This window comes from Roseateles chitinivorans, assembly GCF_002761755.1.
Classification (GTDB): Bacteria; Pseudomonadota; Gammaproteobacteria; order Burkholderiales; family Burkholderiaceae_C; genus Roseateles; species Roseateles chitinivorans.
This window is the reverse complement of sequence record NZ_PEOG01000039.1, coordinates 1-16166: the sequence shown is the minus strand read 5'-3', so window position 1 is coordinate 16166 and position 16166 is coordinate 1. Positions and strand designations below refer to the sequence as shown.

At 71.1% G+C, this 16166-nt stretch carries 11 protein-coding genes; 5 read left to right on the top strand and 6 right to left on the bottom strand.

Annotated features, from left to right (window positions below):
- Nucleotides 1–26 precede the first annotated feature (26 nt).
- Both CS062_RS15020 and CS062_RS15015 read left to right on the top strand, forming a co-directional pair.
- On the top strand, nt 27–1427 hold the full coding sequence (locus tag CS062_RS15020; RefSeq protein ID WP_438270480.1) for a hypothetical protein: 1401 nt from the start codon (nt 27–29) through the stop codon (nt 1425–1427).
- Between the two features lie 235 nt (nt 1428–1662).
- Nucleotides 1663–3573: an amidohydrolase gene (locus CS062_RS15015; RefSeq protein ID WP_199174251.1), complete on the top strand. Its 1911-nt coding sequence runs from the start codon at nt 1663–1665 to the stop codon at nt 3571–3573.
- 60 nt (nt 3574–3633) lie between these two features.
- On the opposite strand, the gene CS062_RS15010 is transcribed toward CS062_RS15015, so the two are convergent.
- Nucleotides 3634–4488, bottom strand: a complete 855-nt coding sequence (locus CS062_RS15010) for an amidohydrolase family protein (protein WP_438270479.1) — start codon at nt 4486–4488, stop codon at nt 3634–3636.
- A 100-nt stretch (nt 4489–4588) separates the two neighbouring features.
- The gene (locus tag CS062_RS15005; RefSeq protein WP_099862422.1) at nt 4589–5191 is read right to left on the bottom strand and encodes a hypothetical protein; all 603 of its coding nucleotides are present in this window, start codon (nt 5189–5191) and stop codon (nt 4589–4591) included.
- 215 nt (nt 5192–5406) lie between these two features.
- Here CS062_RS15005 and CS062_RS15000 point away from each other — a divergent pair, with 215 nt between their 5' ends.
- Nucleotides 5407–5892: a hypothetical protein gene (locus CS062_RS15000; protein WP_099862421.1), complete on the top strand. Its 486-nt coding sequence runs from the start codon at nt 5407–5409 to the stop codon at nt 5890–5892.
- Nucleotides 5893–5940: 48 nt separating this feature from the next.
- On the opposite strand, the gene CS062_RS14995 is transcribed toward CS062_RS15000, so the two are convergent.
- Nucleotides 5941–7800 carry a glycoside hydrolase family 13 protein gene (locus tag CS062_RS14995; protein ID WP_199174250.1) on the bottom strand — a complete coding sequence of 620 codons (1860 nt, stop codon included), beginning with the start codon at nt 7798–7800 and terminating at the stop codon, nt 5941–5943.
- Between the two features lie 81 nt (nt 7801–7881).
- Nucleotides 7882–9600: an alpha-amylase family glycosyl hydrolase gene (locus CS062_RS14990; protein ID WP_143742355.1), complete on the bottom strand. Its 1719-nt coding sequence runs from the start codon at nt 9598–9600 to the stop codon at nt 7882–7884.
- 220 nt (nt 9601–9820) lie between these two features.
- On the opposite strand from CS062_RS14990, the gene CS062_RS14985 reads away from it, so the two are divergent.
- Both CS062_RS14985 and CS062_RS14980 read left to right on the top strand, forming a co-directional pair.
- Nucleotides 9821–12637, top strand: a complete 2817-nt coding sequence (locus CS062_RS14985; RefSeq protein WP_099862418.1) for an alpha-1,6-glucosidase domain-containing protein — start codon at nt 9821–9823, stop codon at nt 12635–12637.
- 172 nt (nt 12638–12809) lie between these two features.
- Nucleotides 12810–14126, top strand: coding sequence for a tetratricopeptide repeat protein (locus CS062_RS14980; protein WP_143742354.1), 1317 nt, complete (start codon nt 12810–12812; stop codon nt 14124–14126).
- A gap of 20 nt (nt 14127–14146) precedes the next feature.
- Here CS062_RS14980 and CS062_RS14975 read toward each other — a convergent pair whose 3' ends face one another.
- Complete coding sequence (locus CS062_RS14975; RefSeq protein WP_099862416.1) at nt 14147–14488, bottom strand: YkgJ family cysteine cluster protein; 342 nt, start codon at nt 14486–14488, stop codon at nt 14147–14149.
- Between the two features lie 80 nt (nt 14489–14568).
- Complete coding sequence (locus tag CS062_RS14970; RefSeq protein ID WP_233218072.1) at nt 14569–16059, bottom strand: serine/threonine protein kinase; 1491 nt, start codon at nt 16057–16059, stop codon at nt 14569–14571.
- Nucleotides 16060–16166 lie beyond the last annotated feature (107 nt).

Below are 16166 nucleotides of genomic sequence, written 5' to 3'. Positions count from 1 at the left end.
CGATCGACAGGGAGAGCCGGATGAGGATGAAGCCGATGAGGATGAACGGGAAGCGTCGCGCGGGCAGCGTGCTGGCGGTGGCGACGGTGACAGCGACGATCGTGCTGGGCCTGATGGCGGCGGCGCCCGCCGCGGTCGCGAAGGGCGCGCAGGGCGAGGTCTTCGACATGGCAGCGGAGGCCGCACCGGCGTCGACGAGCTGCCCGTCGCATGTCGGCGAGGGCGCGCGCTGCCTGGCGGGCCAGGACAGCGCCGGCGCGTTCTACATGATCGTCCTGCCCAAGGCCTGGAATGGCGACCTGGTGGTGCATGCGCACGGCGGGCCCTTCCTCGGCGCGCCGACGGCCCGGCGGGTCGTCGAGGATGTCGAGCGTTGGTCGATCATGCCCAGGCTGGGCTATGCGCTCGCGGCGTCGAGCTATCGGCAGGGCGGTGTCGCGGTGACGGCCGCGGCGCAGGACAACGAGCGGCTGCGACGCCTGTTCATCGACAAGGTCGCCAAGCCGAAACACGTCTACCTGCACGGCCAGTCCTGGGGCGCCAGCGTGGCGGCCAAGGGCGCGGAGCGCTTCGTCGACGGCAAGCCCTACGACGCGGTGCTGCTGACCTCGGGCGTGCTGGGCGGCGGCACCCGCAGCTACGACTTCCGGCTCGACCTGCGCGTCGTCTACCAGTACCTGTGCCGCAACCATCCGCTGCCCAGCGAGCCGCAGTACCCGTTGAACATCGGGCTTCCGCTCGAGTCGACGATGAAGCAGGCCGACCTCGCCCGGCGTGTCGACGACTGCCTGGGCCTGAACAAGCCTGCGGCGGAGCGCTCGCCCGAGCAGGCGATGAAGATCAAGACCCTCGTCGACGTGGTCCACATTCCGGAGCGCAGCCTCCTGTCGCACCTGAACTGGGCCACCTGGCATTTCCAGGACATCGCGTTCAAGCGCACCGGCGGCGCCAGCCCCTTCGGCAACACGGGGGCGGTGTATGCCGGTTCGAACGACGATGCGGCGTTGAACGCGGGCGTGCTGCGCTACGCGGCGGATCCGAAGGCGGTGGCGACGCTGGCGGCGGATGCGGACCTCGACGGGAAGATCCCCGTGCCGGTGTTGACGGTGCATGCGATCCATGACCCGACGGCGATGGTCGAGCTGCAGGACAGCTTCGGTCGCACGATGGTGGCCGCGGGCCGCGGCGATGCGCTGGTGCAGACCTTCACCGGCGACAAGGATCACAGCTACCTGAGCGATCCGACCTACGCGGCGCTGATGGAGGCGCTGTCGAACTGGGTGACGCAGGGCCGCAAGCCGACGCCCGCGTCGATCGCGGCTGGTTGCGACAAGGCGCGCGCCACCCTGGGATCGACCTGCCGCTTCGAGCCCGATTACCAGGTCCGGCCGCTGGATTCGCGGGTGGTGCCGCGCGACCGGCGCTGACCGTGCGGGCGGTGACGCCGCGGCGCGGCGGGACCGATGACACCGACGACACCGGCCGAGCGCCGGTGTCTCCACTTTGGGAGAAGCCGGATCGGGCTTTCGGGCGAAGAATTGGTGGGTTCATTCGACAGGAGCCGCCATGTTCACCGACCTGATCCGCACCGGCCGCGAGGACGCGCCGCACGGCAATCGCCGCGACTTCATGGAGGCCGCCGCCGCGCTGGGCTTGAGCGTGATGGCCGGGCCGGTGCTCGCGCAATCCGCCGCGGGCGGGGCGCCGGAGCTGATCTTGCGCAACGGCCGCATCACGACGATGGACCCGGCCAGGCCCGAGGCGACCGCGATCGCGCTGCGCGACGGCGTGGTGATGGCGGTAGGCAGCGACGCGGACATCCTGAAGCTCGCCGGCGCGCGGACCCGGGTGGTCGACGTCGAGAAGCGCCGCGTGATCCCGGGGCTGACCGACTCGCACATGCACATCATCCGCGGCGGACTCAACTTCAACATGGAGCTGCGCTGGGATGGCGTGCGCTCGCTGGGCGCGGCGCTGCAGATGCTCAAGGAACAGGCGGCGCGCACGCCGGCGCCGCAGTGGGTGCGGGTGGTCGGCGGCTGGAACGAATTCCAGTTCGACGAGAAGCGCATGCCGACGCTGGCCGAGCTCAACGCCGCGGCGCCGGACACGCCGGTGTTCGTGCTCAACCTCTACAACATGGCCTTCCTGAACCGCGCGGCCCTGCGCGCGGTCGGCTACACCAAGGACACGCCGCAGCCCGCGGGCGCGATCATCGAGCGCGACGCGCGCGGCGAACCCACCGGGCTGCTGCTGGCCGAGCCCAACGCCTTCATCCTCTACAACACCTTGAACCTCGGGCCCAAGCTCGATCCGGAGCAGCAGCTCAACTCGACGCTGCACTTCATGCGCGAGGAGAACCGGCTCGGCGTGACCTCGGTGGGCGATGCCGGCGGCGGCTTCCAGAACTATCCCGACGACTACGGGATCATCGACCGGCTCGCCAAGGAGGGCCGGCTGACGGTGCGCATCGCCTACAACCTGTTCCCTCAGAAGGCCCGGCAGGAGCTGGCGGACTTCCAGCGCTGGGCGACGATGGGCCGGCCCGGCGATGGCACCGACTTCTACAAGCTCAATGGCGCGGGCGAGATGCTCGCCTTCAGCGCGGCGGATTTCGAGGACTTCCTCGTGCCGCGGCCGGAGATGCCCGCGGCGATGGAAAGCGACCTCGAGGGCGTCGTGCGCTTCCTGGCGGGCAATGGCTGGCCCTGGCGCATGCATGCGACCTACGACGAGACGGTGTCGCGGGCGTTGGACGTCTTCGAGAAGGTCCATCGCGACCATCCGATCGACAAGCTCGGCTGGTTCTTCGACCACTGCGAGACGGTGACGCCGCGCAACCTGGAGCGGATCAAGCGCCTGGGCGGCGGTATCGCGGTGCAGAACCGGATGTCGATGCAGGGCGAGTACTTCATCCGGCGCTACGGGCTGAAGGCCACGGCGGAGACGCCGCCGGTCAAGCGCATGCTGGAGATGGGCTTGCCGGTGTCGCTGGGCACCGACGCGACGCGGGTGAACAGCTACAACCCGTGGCAGGCGCTGTACTGGCTGGTGTCGGGCCGCACCATCGGCGGCACGGTGCTCTACCCGGAGGAACGGCGACTGGAGCGGATCGCCGCGCTGCGGCTGATGACGGCGGACGGGGCCTGGTTCTCGCGCGAGACCGGCAGGAAGGGCGTGCTGAAGGCCGGCGCGTTCGGCGACCTGGCGGTGCTGGACCGCGATTTCCTCACCGTGCCGGAGGACCAGATCCAGGACATCACCTCGGTGCTGACGGTGGTGGCCGGCAAGCCGGTGCATGGCAGCGGCGCGTATGCGTCGCTCGCACCGCCGCTGCCGCCGGCGATGCCGGACTGGTCGCCGGTGCGCCGCTACGGCGGGTACCAGGCGCGCAAGTCGTCGTCGTCCTCGATGAGCGATGCCGAGCGGCGCTACCAGTACGCCGCGATGTGCGGCTGCGCCAGCCAGTGCGGCGTGCATGGTCACGACCACACGGCGGTCGCGAGCGCGGCAAGCGACGCGTCGGCGGCTCAGGCGTTCTGGGGCGCGCTGGGCTGCAGCTGCTACGTGTGAGGCGGCGCGCTGCCGCGGCGTGCCGGACTGCATGACGGCCCGCGGCGGGTACGGCTTCGCTCAGGGCGGCAGTCCGAAGAGCCTTGCGGCGTTGCCCCATGCGATGCGTCGCGCGATGTCGGCGGGCAGGTCGCCGAGCCAGGCGCGATAGCCCAGCATCGTCGCGTCGTAGTGCTGCCAGCGCTGGTTGACCCAGGTGTCCGATCCGATCAGGAAGCGATCCGGATGGCGCTCGATCAGCGCTCGCCAGTCGGGGCAGAGCTTGCCGCCGTCGCAGGTGAGGCCAGGGCGATAGGACAGCTCGCCCATCAGCCGGGGGTACTTGGCCAGCAGGTCCTGGACGCGCTCGATCGGCGTGCCGTTGATGCCGGTGTGGGCCCAGACCAGGCGGAGCTCGCGTCCCTGGCTGGGCGTCGCCGCCATCAGCAGCTCGATCGCTTCATCGTCCACATGGGCAAGCACGACCAGCGACTTCTCCTCGGCCAGCGCCATCAACTGGCGCGCGACGGGTCCGCGCGCATTGCCGCTGTCGTAGAGGTGGAACTCGCCCAGGCCGCGGTAGGGGCCGGCGGCGGTGCCGCGCGCGAGTTCCTCCTGGACCATGCGATAGATGCTGGGGTCGCGAAACCAGTTGTCGTAGTCGGCCCGGGTGCGATAGAGCCGGATGAAGGGCACGACGGTGACGCCGGCGGCCCGTGTCTGCGGCAGCGCGGCCAGCGCCCGCGTGCCGTCGTTCGGACGCGAGTTGGACAGGATGCCCTTCACACCGTTGCGCTGCATCCGCGCGAGCACGTCGGCCGGCGGATGCGGACCATCGTGGCCGTTCCAGGCTTCCTCGTTGTAGTGGAGATGCGCGTCGAAGAGCGGGCCGGTGTAGTCGGCCGCGAGGGCGCTGCCGGATAACGCCGGCGACATCGCCAGCACGACGAGCGCGGGCAGCAGGGCAAGTGGTGCGGGACGCATGGGCAGGCTCCAGGGCGACGAGGTCGCGGTGCATTCTGCGCCTGCGGCCCACCTATCGGCGATCGGGAATGGTCGCGGGCAGAGGCGTCAGCGAGGAGGCCCCAGGCCCGATCGGGGAGAGACCCAGGCAGCGATCTGGTGACGGATCGCAGAGAGTGACATCGATGAGGTCAGCCGGTGGGCGTCGCGGGCGCAGGATCAGCTGCGGCTCGCGCGGCCAGCGCGCCAGGAGCACGCGCTCGATGAGGGCGCGCGGCACGCTGGGCAGTCGGACGGACAGCCACTCGACATCCTTGAAGCGGGCCATCTCCAGGCCCTCCCAGTCGATGAATGCCGGCGGGTCCTGGAGCACCAGCGTGGCCTGCGGATGAAGGCCGGTCGCCCGCGCGGTCAGCGCCAGGTGGGCGCACGCCGCCTCGCAGAGGCCATGCACCTCCACGCGCCTGAAGACGAATGCCGCATGCAAGGCGAGTCGGGCCCGGGTGGGGCGGCCACCCCGCAGGTCCTTCAGATGGATCGTGTCGACACCCGGGCGGCGTCGGAAGGCGTCGTCGATCCGCTCCACGGCCGCATCGTCGAGCACGCCGTCGCGGATCCACAGGTCCGAGCCGTCCCGTTCAATGCCGATCGCCAGCGCGTCCGGCGCGGCGCCCATCGCCGCGACGAATCCCAGCGGCCTCACTAGCTTCTTCCACATGGGCGCGTCGGTCGCGCACGCAGGGACATCGGTTCGATCGCGTCACGGCGAGCCGCTTGCGGCGCGAGTCGGCTGGCAATTCTGACCACCCGGCATGTCGGCGCCGTCGCTCGGCGCGGGAGCCTGCCTTGCCCGCCGGACACACGTGTCCTACCCGCTTGCCGGAGAGCCCCATGCACCATTTCTCGCCCCGCAGCCTTCGCACCGCCGATCTGATCCGCGAATCGTTGATCGCCGGACTCGCCTCGGGCCTGCTGTCCGCAGCGGCCGTGGCCTGGGGCAGCCGCGCCGGTGGCCATCGCGCGGTGGCCGGCCTGAACGCGCCCAGCCATTGGCTCTGGGGCGACGAGGCCCTCGAGTCCGACGCCTGCAACCTGCGCCATACCGGCGTCGGGGTCGCGACGCATGTCGCCTCGGCCCTGTTCTGGGGCGGGATCTACGCGCTGATGCGCGGCTGGCACCGGCGGCCGACGCCGCTCAACGCGGCCACCGACGCGGTCATCCTCACCGGCGCCGCCGTGGTCACCGACTACCTGCTCGTGCCTCGGCGCCTGACGCCAGGATTCGAGGCCCGGCTCACGCCGCGCCGGCTGGGCATCGTCTACCTGGCGCTCGCCAGCGGACTGGTGCTCGGCGCGCTGTGCAGCGAGCGCGACTGAGTCCGCTCGCTTCCCCCGGCCAGGCGCGGCGAGCCGCGCCCGTGGGCGTCACTCGATCGACAACACCGTCACCGAGCGCGCCGGCAGCGTGAGCGACGTGCCGAGCGTCGCGGTCTGCCCGGTCATGACGTCGGTGGCGGTCTCGCCGCCGCGCAGCATCTCGGAGAAGCGCGTCAGGTCCAGGTCCCGCGCCTCGCGGGCCTTGTTCAGCACCAGCATCAGCCGCTTGCCGTTCTGGCCCTTCGCCGCGTCGTAGCGGAAGAGCACGTAGGCCTCGCCCAGCGGCGCGTACTGCATCAGCGCGCCCTCGTGGACCAGACGCTCCGTCTTGCGCCAGTTCAGCAAGCGCTTCAGCCACGCCTGCGCGGCGGCCTGGCGCTCGCTCAGGCCCGTGCCGGTGAAGGCATTGACCGCGTCGCCCGCCCAGCCGCCGGGGAAGTCGCCCCGCGCCGCGCCGTCGTCGCGGTGGCGCGGGCTGGTCATCAGGATCTCGGTGCCGTAATAGAACTGCGGAATGCGCCGCACCACGCTCAGGAAGGCCCAGGCCATCTTGGTCAGGTCCAGGTCCTCGTGCAGCATGCTGTACAGGCGCGGCGTGTCGTGGTTGCCCTCGAAGAGCACCAGGTTGGCCGGGTCCGGATAGACGAAGTCGTGCGCGAGCCCCTCGTACAGCCGCGTGAAGCCGCCATCGTGCGAGTCGGCCTGGTTCAGGCCGGCCAGGATCGCCTCCTGCATCGGGAAGTCCATCAGGCTCGGCAGCGACGACACGTAGCCATCGTGGTTGCGCTTGCCCGCCTGCCAGTACGACACCACCGCCGGATGCGGACTCCATTCCTCACCGACGATGTTCAGCTTCGGGTACTCGTCCTTCAGCCGGCGCGACCAGGCGGCCAGGAAGTCCTTATCCGAATAGCTGTAGGTGTCGGTGCGCACGCCCGCCAGCCCAGCGCTCTCGATCCACCACAGGCTCATCTGCGTCAGGTAGGTCGCCACCAGCGGCTGGCGCTGGTTCAGGTCGGGCATGTCCGGCGTGAACCAGCCATCGCTGAAGCGCTTGCGGTCGCTCGGCGCGGCATAGGGATCCTGCAGCGACATGCGCGCGTGATGCGTCTCGGTGTACCGGGGCCAGACGTTGACCCAGTCCGCCGTCGGCAGGTCGGCCATCCACCAGTGATGCACGCCGATGTGGTTCAGCACGATGTCCTGGATCAGCCCCAGGCCGTGGCGCTTCGCCTCGGCGCCCAGGCGCAGGTAGTCGGCGTTGGTGCCGAAGCGCGGATCGACCTTGTAGAAGTCCGTCGCGGCATAGCCGTGGTAGCTCCATTTCGGGCTGTTGTTCTCGGACAGCGGCGTCGGCCACAGCATGGTGAAGCCCATGCCCGCGATGTAGTCGAGGTGGGCGATCAGGCCGGCCAGGTCCCCGCCATGCCGGCCGCCCGGATCGTCGCGGCGCGGGCCTTCGGCCATGCCGGGGACCGCGTCGTTGCTCGGGTCGCCGTTGGCGAAGCGGTCCGGCACCACCAGGTAGATCGCGTCCTTCGGGCCGAAGCTCTCGCGTTGCGCCGAGCCGGGCGCCCGGGCCCGCAACGGATAGCGGTGCTCGAGGACCGTCCGGCCCTCATGCTGGAGCTGCAGCGTCAGCGTGCCCGGCTGGGCCGTGGGCGCGATGCGCAGGTCGACGAACAGGTAGTTGGGGCTGTCCCCGCGCCGGGCACCGACCAGCGTCACGCCGGGCGTCGGCGCGAGCGCAACCTGCAGCGCGCCGATGCCGGCACCGTGGAGCATCAACTGCAGGTCGGGGGACTTCATGCCGACCCACCAGTCCGGCGGCTCGACGCGATCGAGCGTGACCGCGGCGGGGGTGGGGACGGGATCGGCCGTCGCGGCGGCGGCGGGAGTGTGCGTCATGGCAATCAGGCTCAAGGCGAGGGAAAGGAGGGAGGCGAGGGGGGCGGCGAGACGGGTGGGGGCGATCATCGTGCACGTCCTTCAGCGCAGCCGGAAGACCTGCACCGACAGCGGGGCCGCCATCAGCGTCAGGCGACCGGCGGGGTCGACGCGTGGCGCCGGAACTGGCGCGCGCCCGGGTGGGGTGGCGGCCGTCGGATACAGCGGGCGAAGCTGGCGCCTCGCCGTCAGGCCGGACAGGGCGACCTTCGCCGCCTCCTGGCCGTAGTTGATGACGACGAGCACCCGCTGACCCTGATACGCGCGCTGGAAGCTCAGCACGCGGCCCTGCGCCAGGGGCGCCTCGTAACGGCCACGTGCCAGCGCCGGCTGGGTGTTGCGCAGCGCCAGCATCGCCTTGTAGAAGTTCAGCAGCGAGCCCGGATCGGCGGCCTGCGCCTGCGCGTTGTGCGTGGCGATGTTGGGCGCCGCCGGCCGGAAGGGCGTGCCCGAGGTGAATCCGCGCACGTCGGCGGTCCAGCTCATCGGCGCGCGCAGCGGCGCGTCGCCCGGCAGGCCCGCGACGCCGGCCTGGCCGATCTCCTCGCCGTAGTAGAGGAAGGGCGTGCCGGGCAGCAGCAGGTAGGTGGCGGCCGCGAGCTTGTAGCGGGCCTCGTCGCCCTGGAACTGGTCCCAGGGCCGACGGCCCGCGAAGATGTCGTGGTTGCTCAGCATGGTCGCCATCGACAGCGGCGACTCGGTGAAGAAACGCGCGACCCGGGCGACCGCCTCGTCGGCGCCATCCCCGCCTTTGGCCGCGTCGATCACCGCGCGTTCCAGCCCGAAGGCGAAGGCGCTGCCGCAGATGTCGGGACGGGTGTAGACCTTGGGCTCGGCCGTCGCCTCGCAGACGACGAAGCGATGCGGATAGCGCTTGATCAGCCGCGCGAAATCGCCGGTGAGCGCGCGGCTCTCCGGCTGGTCGTTCCAGTCCTTGGCGCTGTTCTCGATCAGGTGCGGCACCGCGTCGAGGCGGTAGCCGTCCAGGCCGCGATCGAGCCAGAAGCGCAGGCTGTCCGCGTGGTACTTCACCACCGCCGGATTGCGCATGTTGAAGTCGGGCATGTCCGGGCCGAAGGTCGCGAAGTAACGCGGCGAGCCGGCCGGCGCCAGGGCGGTCGAGGTCGGCTTGGGCGGCGCGCTGGCGCCTTCGGGCAGGTCGGGCACCTGCTCGCCGGGCAGGTACCAGGGCGTATGGCCCCAGATGTCCCAGTCCGTCAGCTCGCCCAGCGGCTTCGGGCTCCACACGAACCAGTCGCGCCACGGACTCGCCGGATCGGCGGCGGCGGCCTGGAACAGCGGATGCTCCCTCGCGCCGTGGTTGATCACGTAGTCCATGACCACGCCGATGCCGCGCCGATGGGCTTCGCGAATCAGCTCGTCGAAGTCGGCCAGGGTGCCGTACTGCGGCTCGATCGCGCGGTAGTCGGTCGTCGCGTAGCCGTGATCGTGGTCGGCGCTGGCGGTGATCGGCATCAGCCAGATGCCCTTGACGCCCAGGTCCTTGAGGTAATCCAGCCGGCGCGTCACGCCGCGCAGGTCGCCGATGCCGTCGCCGTCGCTGTCCTGGAAGCCGCGCACGAAGATCTCGATGAAGGCTCCGTGCTGCCAACCCTCCGGCAGCGCGCTGCGGCCCAGGCGCTCCGGTACCGGCGACAGGTCCACCGGCGCCTCCGGCGCGGCGGCGGCACCGGACGCGAGTGTCGACGCGAGCACGGCCAGCGTCGCCACAACGGCAACGGTGAGGGGGCGAGGTGTCATCTCGCGGTCTCCAGGTCTTTTGATCTGTAGCAAAAGTACAAATTTCAACGTGTCGATCGAGTGCCGGCCGACGACGTTTGCGGCGCAGCATAGAAGGAATGCGTCATGAAGGGAAGTCCCGATCCTCCCGATATGTAGTTTTGCTACTATCGAAAATCGAAGCCGCTGCCGGTCCTCAGGATGGCCTCGGATCAAAAAACAACAGTTCCATGGAGATCCGATGGGCATTCGTTCGACCGTGTTCCGTCTCCTGTCCCGGCCCCGGCCCCGGCCCCAGCTCTATCGCGCGCCTTGTCTCGCTGCGGTGCTGCTTAGCAGCCTGGCGGCGCTCCCGGCCTGGGCGACTTCGGCGGCGTCGCCTGCCGGGGCGCCCAATCCGGCGCTCGCCGCCTGCGACGGCAGTCTGGCGACCACCTTGCGCGCGCAAGCGCCTGCGCTCAGCGCGAGCACCGACGCCCCCCAGCCGGTGTGGCTCGATGACCGCCGGCTGCGCTGGCCCGGACTGGCGCTTGACGCCGGGCAGGTGGTGCGCTTTCATCACTCGGCCGCCGGTGCGCTCGATCTCGTCGACGGGCGTATCGCCGACAGCGAGCTCAGCGGCGTCCTCGAGCCTGCGAGGGAATCTCCAAGCCCCGAGGTCGCCGCGCAGAGCGCCTACCTCGGCGCGGGCGCTGAGTTGATGATCGATCCTGCGATCGATCGGCGCGCGCTGCACCGTGGCCAGACGCTGATCACGGTGGAGGACGGCCAGGGTCGCGTGCTGCGCTGGAGCCCGGCGCAGACGGCTCGGGCGCTCGATGTGCTCCATGCCGCCGCCGAGGATGAGCAGGCGCTCGGCGTCTCGCTGTCGGCGGGCGGCGCCGGCTTCAAGCTCTGGGCGCCGACGGCCGACCGCGTCGAGCTCTGCCTCTACGACGGCCCCGACAGCGCCGCCCGCGCCCGCCTGCAGATGACCCGCGACGAGGCCACCGGCATCTGGTCCGCCGCCCGGACGGGCGTGCGCAGCGGCGCGTACTACCGCTACCTCGTCGAGGTCTTTGTTCCCGGTGTCGGCCGTGTCCGCAACCTGGTGACCGACCCGTACGCGGTCAGCCTCTCGGCCGACTCGGCGCGGGCCTATGTCGCCGACCTGTCCGAGCCCCGGCTGCAGCCGCGCGGCTGGGCGGCCAGCCGCATCCCCGACCGCGTCAAGTCGGCGACCGACATGGTCATCTACGAGCTGCACGTGCGCGACTTCTCGCGCGACGACCCGACGGTGCCGGCGGCGCTGCGCGGCAAGTACCTCGCCTTCACGCGGACCGACTCGGCCGGCATGCGCCATCTGCGCGCGCTCAGCCGCGCCGGCCTGACCGATGTGCATCTGCTGCCGGTCTTCGACCTGGCCACTGTGCCCGAGCGCGGTTGTGCGGTCCCGCGGGTGCCGCCGGCCGCGCCCGACAGCGAGGCGCAGCAGGCGGCCGTCATCGCCCTCGCCGACACCGACTGCTTCAACTGGGGCTACGACCCGTATCACTACAGCGCGCCGGAAGGCAGCTTCGCCAGTGACGCCAGCGATGGCGCCGTCCGCGTGCGAGAACTGCGCGCGATGGTCATGGGCCTGCATGCGGCCGGTCTTCGGGTCGGCATGGACGTCGTCTACAACCACACGACGGCCGCGGGCCAGCAGCCGCATTCGGTGCTGGACCGCATCGTGCCGGGCTACTACCAGCGGCTGGACGCGCAGGGGCGTGTCGAGCGCTCCACCTGCTGCGACAACACCGCCACCGAGCACCGGATGATGGGCAAGCTGCTCATCGATTCGGTGCTGCTGTGGGCGCGGGCGTACAAGATCGCGTCCTTCCGCTTCGACCTGATGGGCCATCAGCCGCGCGCCGTCATGGAACGCCTGCAGGCGCGGCTCAAACGCGAGCTCGGCCGGGACGTGCAGCTGATCGGCGAAGGCTGGAACTTCGGCGAGGTCGCCCACGGCGCGCGCTTCGTGCAGGCCTCTCAGTTGTCGCTGAACGGCACCGGCATCGGCACCTTCAGCGACCGCGGGCGCGACGCGGTGCGCGGTGGCGCGGCCGGCGACGACGCGGCGACCTCGATGCGCCGGCCCGGCTTCCTGGTGCCCGCGCCCGCGGGCGATGCCGGACGCCGCGAGGAGCTGCTGCGCCAGGGCGACCTGCTGAAGCTGGCGATGGCCGGCACGCTGCGGGATTTCCCGCTCCAGGCGGCCGACGGCCGGCGCGTCATCGGCGAACGCCTGCCGTATGGCGACCAGCCGGCCGGTTATGCGTCGGTGCCGGCCGAGGTCGTCAACTATGTCGAGAACCACGACAACCAGACGCTGTTCGACGCCCTGGTGCTGAAGCTGCCCCGTGCCACCGGTGCCGAGGACCGGGCCCGCACCCAGGCCGTCGCCCTGGGCATCAATGCGCTGAGCCAGGGCATCGCCTACTTCCATGCCGGCGGGGAACTGCTGCGGTCCAAGTCGATGGACCGCAACAGCTACGACTCGGGGGACTGGTTCAACCGGCTGGACTGGACGGGCCGGGACAACGGCTTCGGCGCCGGCCTGCCGCCGGCGCGGGACAACGGCCAGGACTTCGGGCTGCTGCGCCCGCTGCTGGCCGATCCGGCGATCAAGCCCGGACCGGCCGTGATCGACTGGACGCGCCGCGTGTTCCTCGACCAGTTGCGCCTGCGCGCCAGCACCCCGCTGTTCCGGTTGGCCGATCCGGCCGACATCGCGCGGCGGCTGGTCTTCCACAACACCGGGCCGGCGCAGCAGCCGGGCGTGACCGTCGGACGGCTCGACGGCGCGGGGCGCGCGGACGCGGTCTTCGAGCGGGTGCTGTACGTGGTGAATGCCACGGCGGCGCCTGCCACGCTGACGATCGCTGCCGAGGCGGGTTTCCCGTGGCGACTGCATCCGGTGCAGCGCGCCCCCAGCGCCGGTGACCAGCGGATCCGCCGCGAGGCGTCGGCCGATGCGGGCGGTACCTTCCGGGTGCCGGCGCGCAGCGTGACGGTCTTCGTGGTCGAGCGCCGCTGAGGGCGGTCGAGGCGCGGTCAAGGCGCGGTCGAGGCGGGGTCAGTGCCGCTCGTCGCGTGAAGGGATTCGCGCCGCGTATCCCCGCGTCCGTCGCACGGAGGTGCGCGCTGGGCGCGGCAGGACTAGCATGGTCTCCAGCGGCCCTGTCAGAGGTCGCATCGGAGAGACGGTCATGGGAACGATCCACGCGATCCACGAGGTCCATCCCGCGGTCCCCGCGACAACCCGGGGGCCGGCGCGTCCGGCGCGCATGCCTGGGTGGCGGGCGAAGCTCCAGAGCGCGACGCGAGGCGCCAGCCTGGCGCTGGTGGCGGCCCTGGTCCTGACCGGCTGCGCGTCGGTGAGCGACGAGTCGACGCTGCCCAAGGTCGACACCGCGCCACTGATCCATGACGAGCTGTTCCCGCCTTCGCGCGACGTGATCGATCCGGCGCAGGTGATGACGATGTCGCCCAAGATGCGCGAGTTCCTCCGCGCCCGGCTGCCCAACGCCGGCAGCGGCACGCTGATGACGGAGACCCGCGACATGCGCCACATGTTGCTGGACGCCCTCTACACCCGCGGCGAGCTGCAGCTCGAGTACGACGCCGAAACCACCCGCACCGCCGCCGAGGCCTTCGACGCCAAGGCCGGCAACTGCCTGTCGCTGGCGATGATGACGGCGGTCTTCGCCCGCGAGGCCGGCCTGCCCATCATGTTCCGGCAGATCTACGACGAGGAGCAGTGGAGCCGCGTCGGCGACCTGCAGGTCATCTCGAGCCACGTCAACATCGCGCTGGGTCGCCGCAAGACGGAGTTCCGGGTGATCGGCAACGACGAGCCCTCGCTGGTGGTGGACTTCCTGCCCGGCGCCCAGATCTCGCGCCAGCGCGCCATGCCGCTGGAGGAGCGCACCATCGTCGCGATGTACTTCAACAACCGCGCCGCGGAGCTGATGGCGCAGGCGCAGCTCGACCGCGCCTACTGGTTCGCGCGCGCCGCCTGGCTGCACGAGCCGCGGCTGCTGTCGGCGCTGAACACGCTGGGCGTGATCTACCGCCGCCATGGCGACACGGCACTGGCCGAGCGCGCCTTCCGCGCGGTGCTGGCGCGCGAGCCGGCCAATGTGCAGGCGATGGCCAACCTGGCGCAGGCGCTGCGGCTGCAAGGCCGGCTGGCCGAGGCCGAGCAGCTCGAGACCCGGCTCGCGCAGATCCAGCCCTATCCGCCGTTCAAGTTCTTCGACCTCGGCGTCGCCGCGATGAAGACCGGCGAGTACGCCAAGGCACGCGACTTCTTCGCCAAGGAGATCGAGCGCTCCGCCTACTACCACGAGTTCCATTTCTGGATGGCGCTGGCCAACGTCGGCCTGGGCAAGTGGGACACGGTGCGCGAGGAGCTCGCCAAGGCCGAGGAGTACAGCGTCACCCAGCCGCAGCGCCGCCTGTATGCGGCCAAGCTCGAGAGCCTGAAGGCGCGGATGGAGCGCACCTCGACGAAGCTGCGCTAGCGGCGGGGGCGCTCGGCCGATCAGCCGTCCAGCGGCGGCAGGCCATGGCGGGCGCGGGCCCGCGCGCAGGCCTCGTCGCCCAGGCCCAGCGGTGAGCGCATGCCGAAGTCACGGCACGGCGACGGGCGCCATTCGTAGATGCCGCAGCCGGCGCGCTCGCCCACTTGTCCTTGAAGGGCCGCGCAGCGCGGGCGGGCATGGTCGGTGCCGCGCATCCGGCAGGTCGAGTCGGTGACCTCGACCGCCAGGCCGTCCGGCACGCTGCCGCCCTCGCTCAGCAACTCATGGCGGGAGAAGTCGACACGGAAGCTCGCGCAGCAGGCGCCGCAGCGGGTGCAGGGGTTGTCGGCAAAGGCGGACATGGCAGGTCGCAAGATCGGACGGGGGCGGTGACGCCGGGAAGCGGGCAGGAGGCGAGGGCGGGGCGGCGGCGGATCGGCGCTCAGTTCGACGCCGACGGGCTGATCAACGGACTGTCGGGTGGCGGCGAATCGTCGGGCAGCGCCGGTTCTCGCACCACGGTGACGGTGCAGGCGCACTGCGTGACGACCTGCGCCGAGACGCTGCCCAGGTAGCGCCGCATCATCGAGCTGGCGCGCGCGCCCATCACGACGTGGTCGACGCCGGTCCGCGCGGCGAATTCGATCAGCGCATCGGCGGCGTCGGGCGCCTCCAGCACGTGGAAGGTGAGGCGCCCGTCCTCGAGCGCCAGCTCGCGCGTCATCGGATGCGCCCAGTTCTTCAGCGCGATCAGCTGCTGCACATGGTGGCTGCGGCCATGCGCATCGGTGAGCTCGTCCATCCCGATGCGATTGGTCTTCATCACGCCGACGCAGGCCAGGCGCGCGCCGGGCTCGGTCTGCATCAGGCGGCGCACCACCTCGCGCAGTTCCTCCAGCAGGGCCGGCGTCGCGCCCTGCACGTCGACGGCGGCCATGATCACCGGGCTGCGCGCCACCTGCGCGCCGACCGAGGCCGGCGCGCGCGGCTCCTCGCCCATCGCCAGGAACCAGCGCTTGAAGCGCCGCACCAGGCCGCTGCGTTGCAGCTTGTGCGCCCGCGCCGTCAGCGGCACCGCGTCGGGCCGCTGCAGGTCCAGCGCGAGCTGCGCGGCGCTCTGGTAGCGGCGCTCGGCGCGCACCTCCAGGCAGTGCAGCACGATCTCCTGGAACCATGGCGGCAGTTCGGGTCGGATCGCGCGAGGCGGGATCGGATCGACATAGAGCCGGCGGCGCAGCTGGCGCACCGAGTTCGGCTGGCCGAAGGGCCGCTCGCCGGTAGACAGGTGGTAGAGCATCACGCCCAGCGCGAACAGGTCGCTGCGCGGGTCGTTGCGGACGAACTGGACCTGCTCCGGCGACATGTAGGGCCCGGTGCCCATCGGCAGCGAGAACTCCTCCTCCAGCAGGTCGGGCAGGAAGTCGTGCCGAGACAGGCCGAAGTCGACCAGCACCACCGTGCCGTCGGGCCGCAGCAGGATGTTGCTCGGCTTGATGTCCAGGTGCACCAGGTGCTGGCGGTGCAGGTCGGTCAGCGCGTGCGCGACCTGGATGCCGATCTCCACGACCTCCACCAGCGGCAGCGGCGCCTGGTCCAGGCGCGGGCGCAGGCTCTCGCCCTCGATGCGCTCCATGACGATGTAGGCCTGCCGGCGCCAGTCGCCGCGCGCGACGAAGCGCGGCACATGCGGCCCCTTGAGCGCCGGCATGATCATCTGCTCGACCTCGAAGCCGACGATGCTGGCCGGATCCTCGCCGCCCTTGATGCGGGGGACCTTCATGATCAGCGGGAAGTCCTCGCCGGGAGGCGCGTCCGCCGGGGACTGCCGCCGCACCTGCCAGAGGTTGGCCATGCCGCCCTGGTGCAGCCGGGCTTCGAGCACGAAGCCGTCCAGCACCTGGCCGGGCTGCAGCGGCGCGGTGATCGGCGACACCGGCGGGGGCGCGTGGGGCTGGGCAGGCGGCAAGGTGGCGTCGTTCATCGATTCAGCGGCCGGCGACGAGGCGCTGCGCGAGGCGGTCCGCGAGGCCGGCCGGAGAC

Bases quoted from the DNA above. Each gene is read 5' to 3' on its own strand.
- CS062_RS14990 (WP_143742355.1), bottom strand. From the start codon at position 9,600: ATGACACCTCGCCCCCTCACCGTTGCCGTTGTGGCGACGCTGGCCGTG.
- CS062_RS15020 (WP_438270480.1), top strand. From the start codon at position 27: ATGAAGCCGATGAGGATGAACGGGAAGCGTCGCGCGGGCAGCGTGCTG.
- CS062_RS14975 (WP_099862416.1), bottom strand. From the start codon at position 14,488: ATGTCCGCCTTTGCCGACAACCCCTGCACCCGCTGCGGCGCCTGCTGC.
- CS062_RS15010 (WP_438270479.1), bottom strand. From the start codon at position 4,488: ATGTCGCCGGCGTTATCCGGCAGCGCCCTCGCGGCCGACTACACCGGC.
- CS062_RS15015 (WP_199174251.1), top strand. From the start codon at position 1,663: ATGGCCGGGCCGGTGCTCGCGCAATCCGCCGCGGGCGGGGCGCCGGAG.
- CS062_RS15005 (WP_099862422.1), bottom strand. From the start codon at position 5,191: ATGGGCGCCGCGCCGGACGCGCTGGCGATCGGCATTGAACGGGACGGC.
- CS062_RS15000 (WP_099862421.1), top strand. From the start codon at position 5,407: ATGCACCATTTCTCGCCCCGCAGCCTTCGCACCGCCGATCTGATCCGC.
- CS062_RS14980 (WP_143742354.1), top strand. From the start codon at position 12,810: ATGGGAACGATCCACGCGATCCACGAGGTCCATCCCGCGGTCCCCGCG.
- CS062_RS14985 (WP_099862418.1), top strand. From the start codon at position 9,821: ATGGGCATTCGTTCGACCGTGTTCCGTCTCCTGTCCCGGCCCCGGCCC.
- CS062_RS14995 (WP_199174250.1), bottom strand. From the start codon at position 7,800: ATGACGCACACTCCCGCCGCCGCCGCGACGGCCGATCCCGTCCCCACC.